Annotated in this window: 19 protein-coding genes; 10 read left to right on the top strand and 9 right to left on the bottom strand. The window is 59.3% G+C overall.

Annotated elements, in window-relative coordinates:
- Nucleotides 1-29 precede the first annotated feature (29 nt).
- The 4 genes from ACL2XQ_RS21935 to pgk all read right to left on the bottom strand — a co-directional run bounded on the left by ACL2XQ_RS21935 (nucleotide 30) and on the right by pgk (nucleotide 4,341).
- The gene (locus ACL2XQ_RS21935) at nucleotides 30-659 is read right to left on the bottom strand and encodes a LysE family transporter (protein ID WP_413740541.1); all 630 of its coding nucleotides are present in this window, start codon (nucleotides 657-659) and stop codon (nucleotides 30-32) included.
- A 204-nt stretch (nucleotides 660-863) separates the two neighbouring features.
- Nucleotides 864-1,781 (bottom strand): small-conductance mechanosensitive channel MscS, encoded by a 918-nt coding sequence (gene mscS, locus ACL2XQ_RS21940; RefSeq protein ID WP_410013586.1) that lies wholly within the window; start codon nucleotides 1,779-1,781, stop codon nucleotides 864-866.
- Between the two features lie 203 nt (nucleotides 1,782-1,984).
- A complete protein-coding gene (fbaA, locus tag ACL2XQ_RS21945; protein ID WP_413739700.1) occupies nucleotides 1,985-3,061 on the bottom strand; it encodes a class II fructose-bisphosphate aldolase in 1,077 nt (358 codons plus the stop codon).
- 116 nt (nucleotides 3,062-3,177) lie between these two features.
- The gene (gene pgk / locus ACL2XQ_RS21950; RefSeq protein ID WP_410013584.1) at nucleotides 3,178-4,341 is read right to left on the bottom strand and encodes a phosphoglycerate kinase; all 1,164 of its coding nucleotides are present in this window, start codon (nucleotides 4,339-4,341) and stop codon (nucleotides 3,178-3,180) included.
- Between the two features lie 1,055 nt (nucleotides 4,342-5,396).
- On the opposite strand from pgk, the gene ACL2XQ_RS21955 reads away from it, so the two are divergent.
- The gene (locus tag ACL2XQ_RS21955) at nucleotides 5,397-6,155 is read left to right on the top strand and encodes an SDR family oxidoreductase (RefSeq protein ID WP_410013583.1); all 759 of its coding nucleotides are present in this window, start codon (nucleotides 5,397-5,399) and stop codon (nucleotides 6,153-6,155) included.
- Nucleotides 6,156-6,264: 109 nt separating this feature from the next.
- Here the strand turns inward: ACL2XQ_RS21955 and tkt are convergent, their stop codons facing one another.
- The gene (gene tkt / locus ACL2XQ_RS21960) at nucleotides 6,265-8,259 is read right to left on the bottom strand and encodes a transketolase (RefSeq protein WP_413739701.1); all 1,995 of its coding nucleotides are present in this window, start codon (nucleotides 8,257-8,259) and stop codon (nucleotides 6,265-6,267) included.
- Nucleotides 8,260-8,520: 261 nt separating this feature from the next.
- Between tkt and ACL2XQ_RS21965 the strand changes: the two genes are divergently transcribed.
- On the top strand, nucleotides 8,521-9,282 hold the full coding sequence (locus ACL2XQ_RS21965; RefSeq protein ID WP_413739702.1) for a M48 family metallopeptidase: 762 nt from the start codon (nucleotides 8,521-8,523) through the stop codon (nucleotides 9,280-9,282).
- Nucleotides 9,283-9,342: 60 nt separating this feature from the next.
- Here ACL2XQ_RS21965 and speB read toward each other — a convergent pair whose 3' ends face one another.
- Nucleotides 9,343-10,263 (bottom strand): agmatinase, encoded by a 921-nt coding sequence (gene speB, locus ACL2XQ_RS21970; RefSeq protein WP_413729478.1) that lies wholly within the window; start codon nucleotides 10,261-10,263, stop codon nucleotides 9,343-9,345.
- Between the two features lie 13 nt (nucleotides 10,264-10,276).
- The gene (speA, locus tag ACL2XQ_RS21975; RefSeq protein ID WP_410013579.1) at nucleotides 10,277-12,253 is read right to left on the bottom strand and encodes a biosynthetic arginine decarboxylase; all 1,977 of its coding nucleotides are present in this window, start codon (nucleotides 12,251-12,253) and stop codon (nucleotides 10,277-10,279) included.
- An 879-nt stretch (nucleotides 12,254-13,132) separates the two neighbouring features.
- Here speA and metK point away from each other — a divergent pair.
- The 3 genes from metK to ACL2XQ_RS21990 all read left to right on the top strand — a co-directional run bounded on the left by metK (nucleotide 13,133) and on the right by ACL2XQ_RS21990 (nucleotide 16,819).
- On the top strand, nucleotides 13,133-14,284 hold the full coding sequence (metK, locus tag ACL2XQ_RS21980) for a methionine adenosyltransferase (protein WP_410013578.1): 1,152 nt from the start codon (nucleotides 13,133-13,135) through the stop codon (nucleotides 14,282-14,284).
- 390 nt (nucleotides 14,285-14,674) lie between these two features.
- The gene (locus ACL2XQ_RS21985; RefSeq protein ID WP_410013577.1) at nucleotides 14,675-16,084 is read left to right on the top strand and encodes a sugar porter family MFS transporter; all 1,410 of its coding nucleotides are present in this window, start codon (nucleotides 14,675-14,677) and stop codon (nucleotides 16,082-16,084) included.
- Between the two features lie 207 nt (nucleotides 16,085-16,291).
- Nucleotides 16,292-16,819 carry a SprT family zinc-dependent metalloprotease gene (locus tag ACL2XQ_RS21990; RefSeq protein WP_410013576.1) on the top strand — a complete coding sequence of 176 codons (528 nt, stop codon included), beginning with the start codon at nucleotides 16,292-16,294 and terminating at the stop codon, nucleotides 16,817-16,819.
- Nucleotides 16,820-16,833: 14 nt separating this feature from the next.
- Here the strand turns inward: ACL2XQ_RS21990 and ACL2XQ_RS21995 are convergent, their stop codons facing one another.
- On the bottom strand, nucleotides 16,834-17,868 hold the full coding sequence (locus ACL2XQ_RS21995) for an alpha/beta fold hydrolase (RefSeq protein ID WP_413739703.1): 1,035 nt from the start codon (nucleotides 17,866-17,868) through the stop codon (nucleotides 16,834-16,836).
- A 180-nt stretch (nucleotides 17,869-18,048) separates the two neighbouring features.
- On the opposite strand from ACL2XQ_RS21995, the gene endA reads away from it, so the two are divergent.
- The 5 genes from endA (at nucleotide 18,049) to ruvX (ending at nucleotide 21,619) form a co-directional block, all read left to right on the top strand.
- On the top strand, nucleotides 18,049-18,747 hold the full coding sequence (endA, locus tag ACL2XQ_RS22000) for a deoxyribonuclease I (RefSeq protein WP_410013574.1): 699 nt from the start codon (nucleotides 18,049-18,051) through the stop codon (nucleotides 18,745-18,747).
- 62 nt (nucleotides 18,748-18,809) lie between these two features.
- Complete coding sequence (rsmE, locus tag ACL2XQ_RS22005; protein ID WP_410013573.1) at nucleotides 18,810-19,541, top strand: 16S rRNA (uracil(1498)-N(3))-methyltransferase; 732 nt, start codon at nucleotides 18,810-18,812, stop codon at nucleotides 19,539-19,541.
- Nucleotides 19,542-19,552: 11 nt separating this feature from the next.
- Nucleotides 19,553-20,503, top strand: coding sequence for a glutathione synthase (gene gshB / locus ACL2XQ_RS22010; protein WP_410013572.1), 951 nt, complete (start codon nucleotides 19,553-19,555; stop codon nucleotides 20,501-20,503).
- Between the two features lie 109 nt (nucleotides 20,504-20,612).
- On the top strand, nucleotides 20,613-21,176 hold the full coding sequence (locus ACL2XQ_RS22015) for a YqgE/AlgH family protein (protein ID WP_410013571.1): 564 nt from the start codon (nucleotides 20,613-20,615) through the stop codon (nucleotides 21,174-21,176).
- Nucleotides 21,176-21,619 carry a Holliday junction resolvase RuvX gene (gene ruvX / locus ACL2XQ_RS22020; protein WP_410013570.1) on the top strand — a complete coding sequence of 148 codons (444 nt, stop codon included), beginning with the start codon at nucleotides 21,176-21,178 and terminating at the stop codon, nucleotides 21,617-21,619. The genes ACL2XQ_RS22015 and ruvX overlap by 1 nt, the downstream gene beginning before the upstream one ends.
- Before the next feature lie 46 nt (nucleotides 21,620-21,665).
- Here ruvX and rhaM read toward each other — a convergent pair whose 3' ends face one another.
- Entirely contained in the window at nucleotides 21,666-21,980 is a 315-nt protein-coding gene (gene rhaM / locus ACL2XQ_RS22025) for an L-rhamnose mutarotase (protein ID WP_413727705.1), read from the bottom strand.
- Between the last annotated feature and the right edge of the window lie 84 nt (nucleotides 21,981-22,064).

Here is a 22,064-nt window from a genome sequence, read left to right on the forward strand (position 1 = left end):
CAATCTCATGCAGCGCCACGCCCCGGGCACTACGCCGGTTGCGCGGTAAACATCTGCCAGGCCTGGCGCGCCAGTTGCAGCGCCACCAGCCACATCACCACGCCGACGAATAACTGGATCCCGCGCTGCACCCGGCCGCGGTTAAGCCAGGGGGCCAGACGCGCCGACAGCATGGCCAGGCCGTAGAACCATACCAGGGACGCGCCGATGGTGCCGCCGGCGAACCAGCGCCGCGCCGCCGGCTCCAGTTGCCCGCCGATACTGCCCAGCACCACCAGCGTATCCAGGTAAACGTGGGGATTGAGCCAGGTCACCGCCAGCATGGTAAGGATAATGCGCCGCCGCGACGGGCGGAAGACCTCGCCCGGGACACCGGCGCGGTCATCCCCTTCCCCGCGCCAGGCGTTTTTCAGCGCGCAAAAGCCATACACCGCCAAAAACGCCACCCCCGCCAGGGTCACGCCCTGCAACAATATGGGCGACTGCGACAGCAGCGCGCTGCTGCCAAAAACGCCGGCGATAATCAGCGCCATATCGCTTAACAGGCACAAAGTGGCGATCAGCAAATGATATTGCCGCCGTATGCCCTGGTTCATCACCAGGATATTCTGCGGCCCAAGGGGCACAATGGTCGCCATGCCCAACGCAAAACCCTGCATAAAAATAACCCACACGTCGCTCACCGCCTGCTGCCAATAAAAAGTAGCGCTAGTGTAATCAGAAGCGGATATCAGTTGAAATGGAATAAATTAATCTTGCATTAGCATTGCTTATAATCTGATCACCTGTGCGTCAGCGGGCAAGGCTGACCGCCGGCATGGCGTGACAACCCGCCGCGCCGGCGGGTTTAGCGGCAAGGCCTCTCAGGAGGGTTGCCGCGGCGCAGCCGGGGCCGCTGGCGAATGGCCGCCCTCGGCCGCCGCCTCGGATTTGGGCTTGGGCGCGCGATACATATGCACATCCATTTGCGGATAGGGAATGCCGATCTGGTGCTCGTCAAGGGCGCGTTTAAAGCTTTCCAGCAGGTCGAAGGTGGCGTTTTGCAGCGCATCCCGCGGTACCCAGGCGCGGACCATAAAATCGAGCGACGAGGCCCCCAGGGCGTTGAGGCGCACGGTAATACCCTTATCTTTCAGCACGCGGCTGTCGGCGGCGATAATATCGGTCAGCAGGCTTTTCACCTGTTCGATATCGGCGTCGTAGCTCACGCTGATAATCAAATCGATCAGCCGGTTGGGTTCCCGCGAGAAGTTGGTGATATTGCCGGACAGGATCTTGCTGTTGGGCACCACGATCATTTTGCCGTCGAAGGTGCGCAGCGTGGTGGAAAAGATCTGCACCACCAGCACGGTGCCGGCGGTGCCGGCGAAATCGACATACTCCCCGGCGCGGAAATGGCGGAAGGTCACCAGCAGCACACCGGCGGCGAAATTGGACAGCGAGCCTTGCAGCGCCAGGCCTACCGCCAGGCCGGCGGCGCCGATAACCGCAATCACCGACGCGGTCTGCACGCCGATGCGCCCCAGGGCCGCGATAATGGTGAAAATGATGATGCCGTAACGGACAATGGCGGAGAGAAAGTCCGCCACGGTAATATCGATGTGGCGCGTTCTCATCAGTTTGTTGAGGGTGCGCGAAATGACGCCCGCAACCAGCATCCCGACGATCAGAATGATAATGGCGGCGACGATGTTCACCGCGTAATGGATTAATAATTGCTGGTTATTGACCAGCCAGCTGCCGGCGTCATTGATTTTATCGACTACGTTTAGATCTTCCATTTAGGTCATCCCACTCTGGTGTATTGCAAAAAAAAACCTGCCGGCGCTGACGTGCCGGCAACAACGGAGCCTTTTAAGCGTAACCAATAATCGGATGACTGCCAACGTCAGGTGGAAAAACGGCCGAAAATAATGCGCCTTATCATAACGTTAAAGGCCTCCACGCGGGAGGCCTTTAGAGAAGGGCAATGACGGCGGAAAAATTACAGCACGTCTATCGCATTCAATTCCTGAAACGCCAGTTCCAGGCGGGTAGCCATGGAGACCTGTCCGGCACGCAGCCAGGCACGCGGATCGTAGAATTTCTTGTTCGGTTTGTCGTCGCCTTCCGGGCTGCCCAGCTGGGTTTCCAGGTAGCCGGCATTCTTGTGGTAATACTTCAGGATACCTTCCCAGGTTGCCCATTGGGTATCGGTATCGATGTTCATTTTCACGACGCCGTAGCTCACCGCTTCTTTAATTTCTTCCGGAGTCGAGCCCGAGCCGCCGTGGAACACCAGGTTCAGGGAGTTAGCCGGCAGGCCGAATTTTTCCGAAACGAATTTCTGCGAGTTATCCAGAATTTTCGGGGTCAGCTTAACGTTGCCCGGTTTGTAAACACCATGCACATTGCCGAAGGCGGCGGCGATGGTGAAACGCGGGCTGATGGCGTTGAGCTTTTCATACGCGTAGGCCACGTCTTCCGGCTGGGTATACAGCGCGGAGTTATCCAGATGGCTGTTGTCCACGCCGTCTTCTTCACCACCGGTGCAGCCCAGTTCGATTTCCAGCGTCATATCCAGCTTGGCCATGCGGGCCAGGTACTTGCCGCTGATTTCAATGTTTTCTTCCAGGGGCTCTTCGGACAGATCGATCATATGCGAGGAGAACAGCGGTTTGCCGGTGGCGGCGTAATGTTTTTCACCCGCGTCCAACAGGCCGTCAAGCCAGGGCAGCAGTTTTTTGGCGCAATGGTCGGTATGCAGGATAACCGGCACGCCGTAATGCTCCGCCATATGATGGACATGCAGCGCGCCGGCGATAGCACCGAGAACCGCGGCAGTCTGGCCTTCGACCTTCAGGCCTTTACCGGCGATAAAAGCCGCGCCGCCGTTGGAGAACTGAACGATAATCGGCGCGCGTACCTTCGCGGCGGCTTCCAGCGCGGCGTTAATGGAATCCGTGCCTACGCAGTTAACGGCGGGCAGGGCAAAGTGGTTTTCCTTCGCCACGGCAAATACTTTTTGTACGTCGTCACCGGTGATGACGCCTGGTTTTACAAAATCAAAAATCTTAGACATATTGCTTTGTCCTGTTCTGTAGGCCATTGATGGAGGGAATCAAATACCGTTGCCCTAGCCTGCATTCGCAACGATGTTTGCGGGCGCCGTGATGCCGCGCCCGGCTCGCTAATGCGTTATTGTTTTGCGCGCTCTTCAAGCATAACCACGGCCGGCAGTTTTTTGCCTTCCACGAACTCAAGGAACGCGCCGCCGCCGGTGGAAATATAAGAAATTTTGTCCGCGATGCCAAACAGATCGATGGCGGCCAGGGTGTCGCCGCCGCCGGCGATGGAAAACGCGTCGCTGTCGGCAATGGCGTTGGCCACGATTTCGGTGCCTTTGCGAAAGTTAGGGAACTCGAACACGCCCACCGGGCCGTTCCACAAAATGGTCTTGGCTTTTTTCAGGATATCGGCCAGCTGCTGCGCGGACACATCGCCCAAATCCAGCACCTGCTCGTTGTCTTTGATCTCGCTGGCGGATTTCAGGGTGGCCGGCGCGGTTTCCGAGAATTCGGTGGCGACGCGGACATCGGTCGGGACCGGGATCTGGCAGGTCTGCAGCAGGCGCTTCGCTTCAGGAATCAAATCGGCTTCGTACAGGGATTTGCCCACGTTGTGGCCCTGGGCGGCGATAAAGGTATTGGCGATGCCGCCGCCGACAATCAGCTGATCGGCAATTTTGGACAGGGAGTCCAGCACGGTCAGTTTCGTCGACACCTTGGATCCGCCGACAATGGCCACCATCGGGCGCGCCGGGTTGCCAAGAGCCTTGCCCAGCGCTTCAAGTTCATTGGACAGCAGCGGGCCGGCGCAGGCGATAGGCGCGAATTTTCCCACGCCATGGGTGGAGGCCTGGGCGCGGTGCGCGGTGCCGAAGGCGTCCATGACATAGATATCGCACAGCGCGGCGTATTTTTTCGCCAGGGTTTCGTCGTCTTTCTTTTCGCCTTTATTAAAGCGGACGTTTTCCAGCACCACCAGCTCGCCCGGCTTGATTTCCAGGCCGTCCAGATAATCCTTGGCCAGGCGTACCGGCGCGGACATATGTTCCTTCAGGTAATTCACTACCGGCAGCAAAGAAAACTCTTCGTTGTATTCGCCTTCGGTCGGACGACCAAGATGGGACGTCACCATGACGCTCGCGCCTTGTTTCAGGGCGGCTTCAATGGTGGGCAGGGACGCGCGGATGCGCGCGTCGGACGTGACTTTCCCGTCTTTAACCGGAACGTTCAGATCAGAACGGATAAGCACGCGTTTACCAGCCAGATCCAGATCGGTCATCTTAATTACAGCCATGGTGAACCCTCTTGTTGATTCTTGGAAAATTGCCTGAACGGCGGGAGGCGCATCGTCGCCCGCCGGCCGAGAAGCCGCTTACGGTCTGCGCCTGGCGGGAGAACCTCTCCATTGGCGCAGCCGTGTGTCTGTTTATTGTCTGCCCTTGTTTCATCACCGTTATTTTTTAACATACCGGCCTGGGGGAAACGTTGCGTCTCGTGCTCACGCGCCCCGTGGCGTGCCGCCGTCCGTCAGGACGGGCGAGGATAACGTTGAAATGCGGTCATGATTGTAGAGCATGTTATACAGTCAACTATACCACGAAATGCGTCCCATGCCGCTTTTTGCGATAATTCCGCGCCGGCCGGCGGCGGTCAAAATGAGCGCGCGGCCAGGAGCCACGCGGGTGATCACTGCCTGGGGCCCCGTGGTTGGCGGAGGCGGCGCTGATGAATAAAACCGCCGGCGCCACCGTCAACTGAAACGCTTCAGCTAGAATAATCAAAATTAGATAGCAGCGGAATAATTTTGCCAAATATGTGACGCAGATCCGTTTCCGCCGGTTAAAACGGTGTTTTTTTGTGCATTTGTCGGGGAAAAATTCAGATATTGACGATAAGGCACATACACGTAATAATCGTTCGCACAGTTGCCCGCATGGCGCTGTCGTAGGCGTTACCGTCATCCAACGCGTCCTTTGCCGAGAGGATCCCAGCAGGGAGTGTCTCGGGGTCACTAAAGGCGCTTTAACATGACATCATCCCCTTTTTTCGCATTCGTCCGCCTGTCTCGTACCGCTGTCTTGCCGGGGCATTCCCCCGCGATTACCCTGGCTCTGGCCTTTCCGGCGTTACTTGCCGTCACCGCCCCTTATTTCGCCCGATCGCCCGCGGTGCGTCATGATTTTATATTTGTTCCGGACAGTCGTGCTCAGTCCCTGGCCGCGCGGGCAACCCGCCATCACGCGGGGATGCGTTTGCGCCCCGGCCGTTCTCCGCCTCGCCATTTGCAGGGTGAGTCGGGAGGCGGTCAGACCATAAGCATACGATCACAATACAATACAGGAGCGACGAATGATGAAAATGACCGGCAACACTATCCTTATCACCGGCGGCACCAGCGGCATCGGCCGTGGGCTGGCCGATGCCTTCCACGACCTGGGCAATAAGGTCGTCGTCACGGGGCGCCGGCAGGCCCTGCTTGATGAAATCACGGCGGGCAGGCCCGGCATGGTCGGGATGTCCCTCGATCTTAACGATCCGGCCTCCTTGTCCCGCCTCGCCGGCGACGTGCGCGCGCGCTTTCCTGAGCTCAACGTGCTTATCGCCAACGCCGGTATCTCGCGGGCGGAGGACATGACCGCGGCCGGCTGGGATGTTTCCGACGCCCGGGACATCGTGGAAACCAATATCATGGGCGTGCTGCGCGTTACCGCCGCGTTTCTGCCGGTGCTGCAAGGGCGGCCGGACGCGGTCATCATGGCCACCAGTTCCAACCTAGCCTTCGTACCCCGCGCCGATTTCCCGACGTATTGCGCCAGCAAGGCCTTCCTGCACTCCTGGTTACAATCGCTGCGCCATCAGTTGCGCCATATTCCCATCGATGTGCTGGAACTGGCGCCGCCCTACGTACAGACCGGGCTCACGGGCGATCGGCAGGCTCGCGACCCGCGCGCGGTTCCGCTCGCGGCTTATGTAGCGGAGGTCATGCAATTGCTGGCCTCGGGAGATCACCCCCGGGGCGAAGTGCTGGTCGAGCGCGACAGGGCCCGGCGCTGGGCCGAGCGGGAGGGTCGCTACGACGCCACCTTTGCCGCCATGAACCCGGGCTGAGGCCAGCGGGATAGCGGCGTGCCGGCGGGGGCTTAGCGCGCCCGCCGGCGCGCCAATAAAAAAGGCACCCGCAGGTGCCTTTAAGCGTCGTGACGAGGAGGCCAGCAGGCTACGCCAGCAGCGTGCGCGCCTTGTCCAGCACGTTTTCGGCGGTGAAGCCGAACAGGGTAAACAGCTCCTCCGCCGGCGCGGATTCGCCAAAGCTGGTCATGCCGACAATGGCGCCGTTCAGGCCCACATACTTGTACCAGTAATCGGCAATACCGGCCTCGATGGCCAGCCGCGCGCCCACCGCCTTCGGCAGCACCGCCTCGCGGTACGCCGCATCCTGCAGATCGAATACCTCCGGCGACGGCAGCGACACCACCCGCACCCGGCGGCCTTCGGCGCTGAGCGTTTCCCACGCCGACACGGCCAGCGACACTTCCGAACCGGTGGCGATAATCAGCAGCTCAGGCGTGCCGTCGCATTGTTTAAGCACATAACCGCCGCGGGCGATATCGGCCAGCTGCTGCGCGCTGCGCGGCTGCTGCGCCAGGTTTTGGCGCGAGAACACCAGGGTGCTCGGACCGGTGGCATGCTCCACCGCCTGCTGCCAGGCCACGGCGGATTCCACCTGATCGCACGGGCGCCAGGTGCGCATGTTCGGCGTCAGCCGCAGGCTCGCCAACTGCTCCACCGGCTGATGCGTCGGGCCATCTTCCCCCAGGCCGATGGAGTCATGGGTATACACGTAGATGGAGCGGATTTTCATCAGCGCCGCCATGCGCACCGCGTTGCGGGCATACTCCACGAACATCAGGAAGGTGGCGGTGTAGGGCACGAAGCCGCCGTGCACCGCGAGACCGTTGGCGATCGCCGTCATGCCGAACTCGCGTACGCCGTAGTGAATATAATTACCCGCCTTATCGTCGCCCAGGGAGACGGATTTCGCCCAGAGCGTCAGGTTGCTCGGCGCCAGGTCGGCGGAACCGCCCAGCAGTTCCGGCAGATCCGGGCCAAAGGCGTCCAGGGCGTTCTGCGAGGCTTTACGGCTGGCGATATTGGCCGGGTTAGCCTGCAGTTTTTCGATATACGCCCGGCTTTTCGCCTGCCAATCGGCGGGCAGGCGGCCTTCGGTGCGGCGGATGAACTCCGCCGCCAGCGCCGGGAACGCGCTGCGGTAGGCGGCGAACTTATCGTTCCAGGCGGCTTCTTTGGCCGCGCCGGCTTCTTTGGCATCCCATTGGGCGTAGATGTCCTGCGGGATCTCGAACGCCGGATAGTTCCAGCCCAGTTGCACGCGCGTGGCGGCCACTTCCGCCTCGCCCAGCGGCGCGCCGTGCGCTTCATGGGAGCCGGCCTTGTTCGGCGAGCCAAAACCAATCACCGTCTTGCACATCAGCAGCGACGGCCGGTCGGTTACCGCACGCGCCTCATCAATCGCCGCTTTCAACGCCGCGCTGTCGTGGCCGTCGACGCCGCGCACCACATGCCAGCCATAGGCTTCGAAACGCGAGGCGGTGTCGTCGCTGAACCAGCCTTCCACATGCCCGTCGATGGAAATGCCGTTGTCGTCGTAGAACGCCGTCAGCTTGCCGAGCTTCATGGTGCCGGCCAGCGAGCAGACCTCGTGGGAGATGCCTTCCATCATGCAGCCGTCGCCCATAAACACATAGGTATGGTGGTCGACGATATCATGGCCCGGACGGTTAAACTGCGCCGCCAGGGTGCGCTCGGCTATCGCCATGCCCACCGCGTTGGCGATGCCTTGTCCCAGCGGCCCGGTGGTGGTCTCCACGCCGGCGGTATAACCGTATTCCGGGTGGCCCGGGGTCTTGGAATGCAGCTGGCGGAAGTTCTTCAGCTCCTCGATGGGCAGGTTATAGCCGGTCAGGTGCAGCAGGCTGTAAAGCAGCATGGAGCCGTGACCGTTGGAGAGGATAAAGCGGTCGCGGTCGGCCCATTTGGGATTGGCGGGATTATGGTTGAGGTAGTCGCGCCACAGCACTTCGGCGATATCCGCCATGCCCATCGGGGCGCCGGGGTGGCCGGATTTGGCTTTTTGCACCGCGTCCATGCTTAACGCGCGGATGGCGTTAGCCAGCTCTTTTCGGGATGTCATGAATTACTCCGTTTCGGATTGAATAGTGTCTCGTTGCCCAAGCCATCATAAAATCAATCACTTAACTTCAGAGACTGTGAAAATATCGATAAATGTACCCTAAAAAGGTCATAATTGTATATGCAGGAATGCGCGATAAATAGGGGATAATCCCCTGATCGTACGGCACGACGATGCGATGGAAAAAACACCATCATTCATGCCGTAAAATCTGTTAACAGACTCACAATTTTTCTTAATATCTTATGGGAAAACAAAATAATGACCCTCTCTGTACTGCCCTGGGCCGGCTTAAGCATTATCGCCATCACGCTGCTGAGCGGTTGTGAAAATCTCGACCAGAATACCCTGATGCAATCGGGCGGCCAGGCGTTTGTGGCGGCCACCCTGAGCGATAGCCAGGTCAAGGCGCTGAGCGCCGAATCCTGCGCGCAAATGGACCAGAAGGCGCAAATCGCCCCCGCCGGCAGCCCCTACGCCCAGCGCCTGGCGACCGTTGCCGCCGCGCTGGGGGATAATATCGCCGGCACCCCGGCCGATTATAAGGTTTACCTGACCAAGGGCGTCAACGCCTGGGCCATGGCCAATGGCTGCATCCGCGTCTACAGCGGCCTGATGGATCTGATGACGGATAATGAAGTCGAGGCGGTGGTCGGCCATGAAATGGGCCACGTCGCGCTCGGGCACAGCCGCAAGGCCATGCAGCTGGCCTATGCCACCACCGCGGCGCGCACCGCCGCGGCCTCTGTGGGCGGGGTCACGGCGGCGTTATCGCAATCGCAGCTGGGCGAGCTTGGGCAGGCGTTGATCGGCGCGCAGTTTTCCCAGCGCCAGGAAAGCGAAGCGGACGACTATTCCTTTGATTTGCTGAAAAAACGTCATATCGACCCGCAGGGGCTGGTGACCAGCTTTGAAAAGCTGGCCAGCATGGAAAAGGGGCAAGGCGGCAGTATGTTTGATTCCCATCCGACGTCGCAGGCGCGGGCGCAGCATATCCGCGATCGCATCGCGGCGGGCAAATAAAGGGCGGGATGGCCGCCCGGTCCGGCGCACCCCGGTGAGGGCGCGCCCGTCAGCGCGGATTTACCGCGGTTTTTTGGCCGCCTGGATATAGAGCATTTCCAGCGCCAGCGTGGCCGCCGCCAGGGCGGTGATTTGCGAATGATCGTAGGCCGGCGCCACTTCCACCAGATCCATGCCGACGATATTCAGGGGCTGCAGGCCGCGCAGCAGCTTCAGCGCCCGATCGGTGCTCAGGCCGCCGATCACCGGCGTGCCGGTGCCGGGCGCGAACGCCGGATCCAGGCAGTCGATATCAAAGGTCAGGTAAACCGGCAAATCGCCGACAATCTGCATGACCTGGGCCAGGATATCGTCGACGCTGCGATCGTTGACCTGCCCCGCGTCCAGCACCGTAAAGCCGTTATCGCGATCGTATTCGGTACGGATGCCGATCTGCACCGACCGGGTGGGATCGATCAGGCCTTCGTTGGGCGCATGGTAGAACATGGTGCCGTGATCGAACTTGCTGCCGTTGCTGTAGGTATCGGTATGGGCGTCGAAATGCACCAGCGCCATTTTGCCGAAATGCTTATGATGCGCGCGCAGCAAAGGCAGCGTGACGTAATGATCGCCGCCAAACGAGAGCAGGCGTTTGCCCGCCGCCAGTAAACGCTCCGCGTGCTGCTGGAGCTTATCGCTCAGATCCTGCGCATCGCCGAAATCAAACACCACGTCGCCGCAGTCGACCACCTTTAAACGCTGGCGCACGTCGAAGTCCCACGGCCAGCGGCAGCCTTCCCAGGCCAGGTTGGTGGAAACCTGGCGGATCGCCGCCGGGCCGTGACGGCCGCCGGAGCGGCCCGAGGTGGCCATATCGAAGGGAATGCCGGTAATCACCCAATCGGCATCGGCGTCATAGGGGTTGAATTCCAACGGCAAACGCAAAAAGCCAAAGGCATTGGAAACCAGGGAATTATCGTATTGATGGCCCAGGGTGCTCATAGTCCGTCCTTTCTTATTCATCTTCCAGGTAAGTGTAGCCATACAGGCCGGCCTCGAACTCTTCGAGGAACTCCGCCTGCAGCGCGCCGTCCAGATCGGTCTCTTTCACCTGATCGCGGAAACGGGTCAACAGTACCGCCGGATCCAACTGCACATACTGCAGCATATCGGCTACCGAATCGCCTTCATCGGACTCATTAAGCTCCACGCTGCCGTCTTTAAACACAAAGACGTCCACCGCGGCGGTGTCGCCGAATAGGTTATGCATATTGCCGAGGATTTCCTGATAGGCGCCGACCATGAAAAAGCCCAGCAGCGGCGGGTTATCCACATCGTACGGCGGCATCGGCATGGTGGTGGCGATGCCGTCGCCATCGATATAGTGATCGATGGTGCCGTCGGAGTCGCAGGTAATATCCAGCAGCACGGCGCGGCCTTCAGGCGGTTTATCCAGCCCCTCCAGCGGCAGCACCGGGAACAGCTGATCGATGCCCCAGGCGTCCGGCATCGACTGGAACAGCGAGAAGTTAACGTACAGCTTGTCGGCCATGCGCTCCTGCAGTTCATCGATAATCGGCCGGTGCGCGCGGTTGCTCGGATCGAGCTGCGTCTGGATCATGCGGCAAATATTCAGATAGAGCTGCTCGGCCCAGGCGCGCTGGCTCAAATCCAGCATGCCGTGGGTATATTGGGTATGGACGTCGTGCAGGTCCATCTGGCTGTCGTGCAGCCATTCGCGCAGCGAGCGGCGGTTTTGCGGTTCCTGCATTTCCTGCCAGGTCTGCCACATGCTTTCCAGCGGGCGCGGCGCGTCCTCGGCGGGCGGCAGCGGTTCGCTGAACTCGTTGCGCTCCACGCCGATAACGTTCGACACCAGCACCGTATGGTGGGCGGTGACGGCGCGGCCGGACTCGGTAATCACCGTCGGATGCGGCAGGTCATATTCGTTGCAGGCATCGCCGATACCCCAAATCACATTGTTGGCGTATTCGTTCAGGCCGTAGTTGGCCGAACAATCGGACTGAGAACGGGTGCCTTCGTAATCGACCCCCAGGCCGCCGCCGACATCAAAGCATTCGATATTCACGCCCAGGCGGTGCAGTTCCACATAAAAGCGCGCCGATTCCCGTACGCCGGAGGCGATATCGCGGATATTGGACAATTGGGAACCCAAATGGAAATGCAGCAGTTGCAGGCTGTCGAGCCGTCCTTTGCTGCGCAGCAGTTCCACCAGTTGCAGCACCTGGACCGCCGCCAGTCCGAATTTGGATTTTTCGCCGCCGCTGGACTGCCACTTGCCCGAGCCCTGCGAGGCGAGACGGGCGCGCACGCCCAGGCGGGGCACCACGTTCAGGCGCTCGGCTTCTTCCAGCACCAGCTTGATTTCGGTAAGTTTTTCAATGACCAGGTAAACCTTATGGCCCAGCTTTTCGCCGATCAGCGCCAGGCGGATATATTCGCGGTCTTTATAGCCATTGCAGACAATCACGGTTCGCGTCATGCCGGCATGCGCCAGCACCGCCATCAGTTCCGCCTTGGAGCCGGCTTCCAGCCCCAGCGGCTCGCCGGAATTCACCAGGGATTCAATCACCCGGCGATGTTGGTTAACCTTGATGGGATAAACCAGGAAATAGTCGCCCCGATAGCCAAAGGATTCGCGGGCGCGCTTAAACGCCCCGTTAATGGAACGCAGGCGGTGTTGCAGGATCTGCGGAAAGCAGAACAGGGCCGGCAGCCGCTGCCCGTCATTCTGCCGTTCCTTCACCAGCTCAGCCAGGTCGACCCGCGCCTCGGGGAAATCGGGATCGGGGCAAACGCTGATATGGCCAAGCTCATTGACATCAAAATAATTATTGCCCCAATACGCGACATTGTAGGTACTCATCATTTTGCTGGCATCGCTGTCATTCATGGCTACCTCCTGCATGGAACGCAAGTTTTCATGGGGTGCGGACCGGTGGGACCCTTGGTGCTTATGATCATCAGACATGACGTAACTCTCTCCCGGGGTTCCAGTTGGCGTTCCCGTTCATCAATGTTGGAGCGTGGACACCACCGTCGGTGGCATAGTTGTTGTGCGTAAACCCGCAGCCCGCCAACGGCAATAAGCGCCGCCGGACGCAATCGGCATCCGGTACATCAGTACAGTAATTGTAAAACACCTTGATGAACTCCGTGAGACGGGGTGGTGGATCGCCCAAAAAATAGGGTCCGCATGAAAGACCGCATGGCCCGGGTCCGGTAATGAGCAACCGTCAACCGGCCCTGGAATCCTGGGAAGCGCCCGCATGTCGGCGGCCTGGCGGGCAACATCGGCCATAACAGAGCGGAAATGCTGGAAAAACAGGGTGCGCCGGACAAGCCGGGCGAGCGGAAGCGTGGTCGGGGTTGACCGGAAAATAACGGATCATTAACTGTGCCACCTCCCGCAAATGCCGGCCATCGGCGGCTTACGCCGTGCCGGGACAGATAAAAAGTTACCGGATGTAAATGAAAGACATTCACCTTACCGTTGCTTATGCGCGCGAATTTATACAGCCTGCCCCGCGAAAAAGCAAAATTTAAATCAGCACCGGGCGCGATTATCGCACGATCGGGCGCCGCCGCGGCCTGCGCGGAGGCGCCAGGGCGAAAAAATCGCTGGTAATTCGCCAAGCGGGTGTCCTAGAATAGCCATCCAGAAGTTAATCCATCTAAACTGGATAGCTTACTTATACTATTACTTACTGTGAGTACTTACTGCTAACGACGTTATCCGCGGGACGTTGCAGGACGCGTAACGCCATCATCGGAAAATCGCTTTTCCCTTATGGCTGAATCCCAGCGCTACGCAGTCATTCCTAACCCGTATGTTAAGGTAAAGAGACCGATGGCTAAACACCTATTTACGTCCGAATCCGTTTCAGAAGGACATCCTGATAAAATCGCGGATCAGATTTCCGATGCCGTGCTTGACGCGATCCTAGCCCAGGATCCCAAGGCGCGCGTGGCCTGCGAAACATTTGTCAAAACCGGTATGGTGCTGGTTGGCGGTGAAATCACCACCAGCGCATGGGTGGATATAGAAGAACTGACGCGCAGCACCATTCGCGATATCGGCTATATCAATTCGGATATGGGTTTCGACGCCAATTCCTGCGCCGTCCTCAGCGCCATCGGCAAGCAATCGCCCGATATCAACCAGGGCGTGGATCGCAGCGACCCGCTCGAACAGGGCGCCGGCGACCAGGGGCTGATGTTCGGTTACGCCACCAACGAAACCGAAGTACTGATGCCAGCGCCGATCACTTACGCCCATCGCCTGGTGGCGCGCCAGTCCCAGGTGCGCAAAAGCGGCACCCTGCCCTGGCTGCGTCCGGATGCCAAAAGCCAGATCACCTTTGCGTATGACAACGATAAAATCGTCGGCATCGACGCGGTCGTGCTCTCTACCCAGCATTCAGAAGACGTCTCCCTGCGCGATTTGCAGGAAGCGGTCATGGAAGAGATCATCAAGCCGGTCCTGCCCGCCGAATGGCTGTCGTCCAGCACCAAATATTTTATCAACCCCACCGGCCGGTTTGTTATCGGCGGCCCCATGGGCGACTGCGGCCTGACCGGGCGTAAAATCATCGTCGACACCTACGGCGGTATGGCCCGCCACGGCGGCGGCGCGTTTTCGGGCAAAGATCCCTCCAAGGTCGACCGTTCCGCGGCCTACGCCGCCCGCTACGTGGCAAAAAATATCGTCGCCGCCGGCCTGGCCGATCGCTGTGAAATCCAGGTTTCCTACGCCATCGGCGTGGCGGAACCCACGTCCATCAGCATCGAAACCTTCGGCACCGGCAAAGTCTCCATCGAAAAACTGACCCAGCTGGTACGCGAGTTCTTCGACCTGCGTCCGCACGGCCTTATCACCATGCTGGATCTACTGCAGCCGATTTATCGCGAAACGGCGGCCTATGGTCACTTCGGCCGCGAGCATTTCCCCTGGGAAAAAACCGATAAGGCCGCGCTGCTGCGCGATGCCGCCGGTTTATAAGCGGGATAAGATAAGTCGTACCGCCGGAGATTTCTTCGACTACACTACTTAACGGTGATCTGATGATCGCCGTTTTTTTTTAGCCTTTCTGAAAGCGATTACAGAACAATAAAATCAATTTTATCATCAAGTTAATTGGGATTAAATTTTCGATTTTTTTTTGCTACCGCTTCATTTTCAGCTATATGTTATATATCAACCGGACCGACGCGAAAGTTGTTTCTAAAACATCATTTTAGATTGATAAGCGGCATGGCCCTGGCTTTTAGTGCTGTTAATTCAGGATAAGTCTGTGTAAACGATTACATAGTTGTGATCTGGCGCACACTATATCCGCATACGTTTATTTAACATTCATAATTAATAATTGTGTAGTTTTAGGGAGGTACTATGAGTACTGCCAATGTGAGTACTGCCAAACCCCGGTCAGGCAGATCTCATGCCCGCATCACCTTTTTCGTCTGCTTTATGGCGGCGCTTGCCGGACTGCTGTTCGGCCTGGATATCGGCGTTATTGCCGGGGCATTGCCGTTCCTGTCCGATGAGCTGCAAATTACCGCGCATCAGCAGGAATGGGTGGTCAGTTCCATGATGTTCGGCGCCGCGGTCGGCGCGGTAGGTTCGGGCTGGCTGTCAGCCAAGCTCGGGCGTAAATACAGTTTGCTGATCGGCGCGTTATTATTCGTCATCGGCTCGTTATGCTCGGCGTTTTCCCCCAATGTCGAACTGCTGGTGGTTGCCAGGATCATCCTGGGGCTGGCCGTCGGCGTCGCTTCTTATACCGCCCCTTTATATCTGTCGGAAATCGCGCCGGAAAAAATTCGCGGCAGCATGATTTCCATGTACCAGCTGATGATCACCATCGGCATCCTGGCGGCTTACCTGTCGGATACCGCGTTCAGCTATAGCGGTTCCTGGCGCTGGATGCTGGGCATCATCACCATCCCGGCGGTTTTGTTGTTTATCGGCGTATTGTTCCTGCCCGGCAGCCCGCGCTGGCTGGCGGCGAAAGGCCGCTACATCGAGGCGCAGAAGGTGCTGAACATGCTGCGCGACACGTCCGAGCAGGCCAAGAAAGAGCTGGAAGAGATTCGCGAAAGCCTGAAGGTAAAACAAAGCGGCTGGGCGCTGTTTACCAATAACGGCAATTTCCGCCGTGTGGTGTATCTCGGCATTCTGCTGCAGGTGATGCAGCAGTTCACCGGGATGAACGTCATCATGTACTACGCGCCGAAGATCTTCGGCATCGCCGGTTTCTCCAGCACCACGGATCAAATGTGGGGCACGGTGATAGTCGGCCTGGTCAACGTTCTGGCCACCTTTATCGCCATCGGCCTGGTTGACCGCTGGGGCCGCAAGCCGACCCTCAAGCTGGGCTTCCTGGTGATGGCGGTGGGTATGGGCGTATTGGGCGCGTTGCTGCATATCGGCGTTGAAACCGACTTCCGCAAATACTTCGCCATCATTATGCTGATGATGTTTATCGTGGGTTTTGCGATGAGCGCCGGTCCGCTGATTTGGGTACTGTGTTCCGAAATCCAGCCGCTGAAGGGCCGGGATTTTGGTATCACCGTTTCCACGGCCACCAACTGGATCGCCAATATGATCGTCGGCGCCACCTTCCTGACCATGCTTGATGTACTGGGGAACGCCAATACGTTCTGGGTTTACGGCGGGCTGAACGTGCTGTTTATTCTCCTGACATTCTGGCTGATTCCGGAAACCAAGAATATTTCGCTGGAACATATCGAGCGCAACCTGATGACCGGCAAACGCCTGCGCGAAATCGGCGATAAATAATCGTCGATCCGTCCAGCCGGTGAACGAGCCGGCCGGCGGCGGCGGAGCGGCGCAAGCCGCCCCGGCGCCGGCGGCAATCCGCCATACCTCCGCGCCGTGCCCGGCTTTCCCGCGGCATGGCGCCAGCGTCCATCCCGGCTAAACCCAGCCCTTCCCACCCTATTGCGTCGCTTGCATCTGTTAACCGCGCCGGTTAATCTTGCCGTTATGAAACCGAACCGCATCCCCATCGCCCTTCACCAGGCCGTTATGTCATGTCTGCGTGCCAAGCTGCGCCAGGCAGGGGACTATTTCAACACCACCTTCCCGGAGCCGCTGTTGAATTACCAGCAGCGCGGCACCTCGGCGGGCACCGCGTGGCTGGATAAATGGGAAATCCGGCTCAACCCGGTATTGCTGCTGGCCAACCAGGACAGCTTTATCGACGAGGTGATTCCCCACGAGCTCGCCCATCTGCTGGTGTTTCGCCAGTTCGGCCGCGTGGCGCCCCACGGCAGCGAGTGGCGCTGGATGATGGCAAGCGTGCTGCATACCGAGCCCCGCCGCACCCACGGTTTCGACCTGGCGACGGTGCGCACCAATACCTACCGCTACCAGTGCGGATGCCAGCGCCACGAACTGACGGTGCGCCGCCATAACCGCATCGTACGCGGCGAGTCGGTGTACCGCTGCCGCCAATGCGGCGCTGTGCTGCGCTTTGCCGGCGATAACGATGCCGAAAACGTGATGGAATAACAGCGGCGCCGGGCTCAGCCGGCGCTAAAGAACCCCTCCAGCTCGCGGGCCACCGCTTCAGGCTGCTCTTCCGGCAGGAAATGCCCGCAGTGGGGCACCACCACCCCTTGCACATTATCGGCAAAGGCCCGCAGGGGGGCGGCCATATCGATGATGGACCCCTGATCGGCGCTCAGCGCCAGTACCGGCATCGCCAGCCCGCCGTTCCCGCTCAGGCGCCGGTTCTGCGCCGCGGACAGCGCCGCCTCCCGGTAATAGGCCAGGCCGGCGCGCAGCCCGCCGTCTTGCTTAAAGGCGCGCAGGTACTCATCGATATCCGCCTCGGTAAAAGACTGTGGATTGGCGGTCTTGCGCCGCAAGAACCAGTCCAGGTATTCCCGCTCGCGTCCGGCAATCAAAACTTCCGGCAGGTCCGCAATGGCGTGAAAGGCAAAATGCCAGGTGCGCCAGGCCCGGTCCGGCGCCGTGGGCAGCGCGTCGGGCAGGGTGATGCCCGGGATGCCGGCATCAAGCAGCGCCAGACGCCGCACCTCGTCGCCAAACATCAGCGCGTAGGGATAAGCCACCCAGGCGCCGATATCGTGGCCGGCCAGGAAATAGCGCCGGATACCCAGCTGGCGCAGCAAGCCGTGCACAGCGTTCGCCAGGCTTTCAGTGTCATAGCCGGCCTGCGGGCGATCCGAATCCCCCTGCCCCGGCAGGTCCGGGACAATCACGCGATAGCCCCGCGCCAGCAGCGGCATGACTTTTCGCCAGGCGTACCCGCTTTCGGGAAACCCCGCCAACAGCACCGCCACGGGGCGCGGATCGGCGGCGGACGTTTCCGCGCGCGTCTTCACCGCGTCGCCGCTCGTGCCCTCGGGCAATGCTGTATCGCTCGTATCCCCACCGGCGCTATGGCCGTTATCGACATAGTGGATCCTTACCCCCGCCACGGTGGCGAAGCGATGGACAAATCCGGCCAGATCCGCGTCCGGGCGCGACGCGGCGACGGCGGCCGTTATCCTGAAGCCAGGTTTCAGGGACGGTGATGGTATAGAGCCAGTCATAACATCTTCCTATAGGGTTGCAGGCAGGCTCCCAATATAGGAAACGATCATTTCCAAATCAAGCGATATCGATTGGCAGCGGCGCGGAAAACCGCGCCGGCAGGATTTTTTTTGCCGCTTCGATTTGCCTGCAACCCCGGGATTGGTTAACCTGCGTTTTTCCTTTTAATGAATCCGAAGATGCAACACAGAATTGTTTGGTTCCTTTGTTTTTCCCTGTTGCCGATCGCCGGCGGCGTCCTGGCGCAAAACATCAATAACTTCAGCCAGGCGAAAGCGGCGGCGGTAAAAATCAACCAGGATGCGCCGGGTTCCTTTTATTGCGGCTGCAAAATCGACTGGCAGGGAAAAAAGGGCACCCCGGATCTGGCATCATGCGGTTACCAGGTGCGCAAAAGCGCCCTGCGCGCCAACCGGATCGAATGGGAACACGTGGTGCCGGCCTGGGAATTCGGCCACCAGCACAGGTGCTGGCAGGAAGGCGGGCGCAAAAACTGCGCCAAAGATGCTGACTATCGGCAAATGGAAAACGACCTGCACAACCTGCAGCCGGCGATCGGCGAAGTCAACGGCGATCGGGGCAATTTCCAGTACAGCCAATGGCGCGGCGGCGAGGGACAGTACGGCCAGTGCGCCATGAAAATCGATTTCAAGAATAAACAGGCCGAACCGCCGGCGCGTGCGCGCGGCGCCATTGCGCGCACCTATTTTTATATGCGCGACCGTTATCATCTGAATATCTCGCGCCAGCAAACCCAGCTGTTCGAGGTCTGGGATCGGCAATATCCCGTCACCGCCTGGGAATGCGAACGCAACCGGCGCATCGAAAAGGTACAGGGCAACGCCAATCCCTATATTCAGCGGGCTTGCCAGTCGTAACACTGCTGCCTACTATGTGATGACGCGCGCCGCGCACCAACCAGGACGAAAACGATACCAGCATGCGAATACCGCGTATTTACCATCCCGGGCCGCTCCCGGCCAAGGGCACCGTGGCGCTCGATGAAGACGCCGCGCACCACCTGACGCGCGTACTGCGCATGTCCGAAGGACAATTACTGCATCTGTTCGACGGCAGCAATCATATCTTCGAAGCGGAGATTGCCGCGGCGGGCAAGAAAAACGTCACGGCCACCATCATCGCCTCTCGTCCGGCCAATTTCGAGTCGCCGTTGCAACTGCATTTAGGACAAGTCATGTCCCGGGGCGAGAAGATGGAATTTACCATCCAAAAATCCATCGAACTCGGCGTCAATGTGATTACGCCATTGTTTTCCGAGCGCTGCGGGGTCAAGCTGGATGACGACCGCATGGCGAAAAAAATCCAGCAATGGCGGAAAATCGCCATCGGCGCCTGCGAGCAGTGCGGCCGTAACAGTCTGCCGCTGATCCGGGAAGCCATGGACCTGGAGGCGTGGTGCGCCGAGCGGGATGAAGGATTAAAACTCAACCTGCACCCGCGCGCCGCGCACAGTATTAATACGCTGCCGCTGCCGGTCGATAAGGTACGGCTGCTGATTGGCCCGGAGGGCGGCCTGTCCCCGGAAGAAATAGCCATGACCTCACGCCATGGATTTACCGAAATCCAGCTGGGGCCCCGTGTTTTGCGCACAGAAACCACAGCGCTCACCGTCATTACCGCACTGCAGGTGCGTTTCGGCGATCTGGGGTAAAGGAGAAACAAATGTTAAAGCTCGGCATCGTGATGGATCCCATATCCTCCATCAATATCAAGAAAGACACCAGTTTCGCCATGCTGCTCGAAGCGCAACGCCGCGGCTGGCAGATCCATTACATGGAAATGAGCTCGCTGTACCTGCGCGGCGGCGAGGCGCGCGCCACCACGCGCCTGCTGGCGGTAAAACAGGATTATGACCAATGGTATAGTTTCCACGGCGAGCAGGATATCGAGCTTGGCGATCTCGACGTGATCCTGATGCGTAAAGATCCGCCGTTCGATACCGAATTCATTTACGCCACTTATATACTTGAACGGGCGGAAGATAAAGGCGCGCTTATCGTCAACAAACCGCGCAGCCTGCGCGATTGCAACGAAAAGCTGTTCACCGCCTGGTTCGCCCACCATACGCCGGATACCCTGGTCAGCCGCCGCGACGATCATATCCGCGCGTTCTGGCAGGAACACGGCGACATCATCCTCAAACCGCTGGACGGCATGGGCGGCACCTCGATATTCCGGGTAAAAAAAGAAGACCCCAACCTGTCGGTCATCATTGAAACCCTGACCGGCTACGGCCAGCACTTTTGCATGGCGCAAAACTTCCTGCCGGAAATCAAGGACGGCGACAAGCGGGTGCTGGTCGTGGACGGCGAACCGGTGCCCTATTGCCTGGCGCGCATTCCCAAAACGGGTGAAACGCGCGGCAACCTGGCTGCCGGCGGACGCGGCGAGGCGCGGCCGTTGACGGAAAGCGATTGGAAAATCGCCCGTGACGTCGGCCCGATCCTGAAAGAAAAGGGGCTGATTTTTGTCGGCCTGGATATTATCGGCGATAAGCTGACGGAGATTAACGTCACCAGTCCGACCTGCGTGCGCGAAATCGAAGCCGCGTTCCCGATTTCCATTACCGGTATGCTGATGGACGCCATCGAAAAACGCCTGGGCAAAAACTGATTTTATGCCGGCTGCGGGCGGATTTCGCTTGCGGCCAGTGACTTATCCCTGATTTAGCCGCATACTGCTGTTCGACTATTTATTAAACTACTCACCCTAAAAAGACAGAATGAATTTACAGCATCACTTTCTTATCGCCATGCCCTCTTTGCAAGACCCTATGTTCAAACGCGCGGTGATCTATATCTGCGAGCATAACGACGACGGGGCCATGGGACTCGTCATTAATAAACCCGTCGAGCAGTTCACCGTCGAGAGCGTGCTGCACAAACTCAAGATCATGCCGGCCGAGCGCGATCCGGCGATCCGCCTGGATAAACCGGTGTTTGCCGGCGGCCCGCTGGCGGACGATCGCGGGTTTATCCTGCATACCCCCTGCGAGGGATTCGGCTCCAGCATCGGCATCTCCGCTGAAACCATGATTACCACGTCCAAGGATGTGCTGGAAACCCTCGGCACCGCGCAGCAGCCGCAGGATGTGTTGGTGGCGCTGGGCTACGCCGGCTGGGACAAGGGGCAGTTGGAGCAGGAATTATTGGAAAACGCCTGGCTGACCATCCCGGCCGACAGCGATATCCTGTTTCGCACGCCCATCGCGTCGCGCTGGCGCGATGCGGCCAGGAAGCTGGGTATCGATATTCATAATATCGCCAACGAAGCGGGCCACGCCTGATGACCAACCGGACCATGATGGCTTTTGATTTCGGCACCAAAAGCATTGGTGTTGCCATTGGCCAGGAAGTCACCTGCACCGCCCGTCCCCTGGCGGCGTTTAAGGCCCAGGATGGCGTTCCCGACTGGCTGGCGGTGGAAAAACTCCTGCGCGAATGGCAGCCGGACGTGATTGTGGTGGGACTGCCGCTGAATATGGACGGCACCGAGCAGCCGCTGACGCTTAAGGCGCGTAAGTTCGCCAACCGGTTGCATGGCCGTTTTGGTTTTGAGGTGGTGCTGCACGATGAGCGCCTGAGTACCGTGGAAGCACGCGCCGACCTGTTCGAGCGCGGCGGCTACCGCGCGTTGAACAAGGGCCGGGTCGACGCCGGATCGGCGGTGGTGATCCTGGAAAGCTGGTTTGAACAGCTGCTGGCCGTGCGCCACCCCCATGCCAGGTAAGGGATTTCCGGTAATGCCTGCCGGGTAATCCGGTCAGCAACGTCGCTCACTCCAGATAAAAAACCGGCCGCAGCTCACGGCTTACCGGGCTGTTGTCCGCATTGGCCGGCATCACGTCGGTCATTTGGCGCCACCAGCGCTGGCACACCCCGGTGGCGGCCACTTCGTTCCACCGCTGCTCGGACTCCATTTCCACATACGCAAACAGCAAATGGCGCTCCTCGTCCATGAAAATGCTGTAGTGGTGGGCGCCGTGGGCTTTAAGGGTGTATTCCAATTCCGGCCAGATCGGGTTATGACGCCGCCGGTACTCCTCGTGGGCGTCGGGATTGACCTGCATGACAAAGGCCTTTCTGATCATAATCAATGCTCTTATCAATAATGAGGGTGAACCGGCGCGGGCGCGGCACGCCGAATACCGGGCGCGTGAACATCCGCCGCGCCG

It is taken from the genome of Sodalis sp. RH14, from assembly GCF_047324285.1.
Taxonomy (GTDB): Bacteria; Pseudomonadota; Gammaproteobacteria; order Enterobacterales; family Enterobacteriaceae; genus Acerihabitans.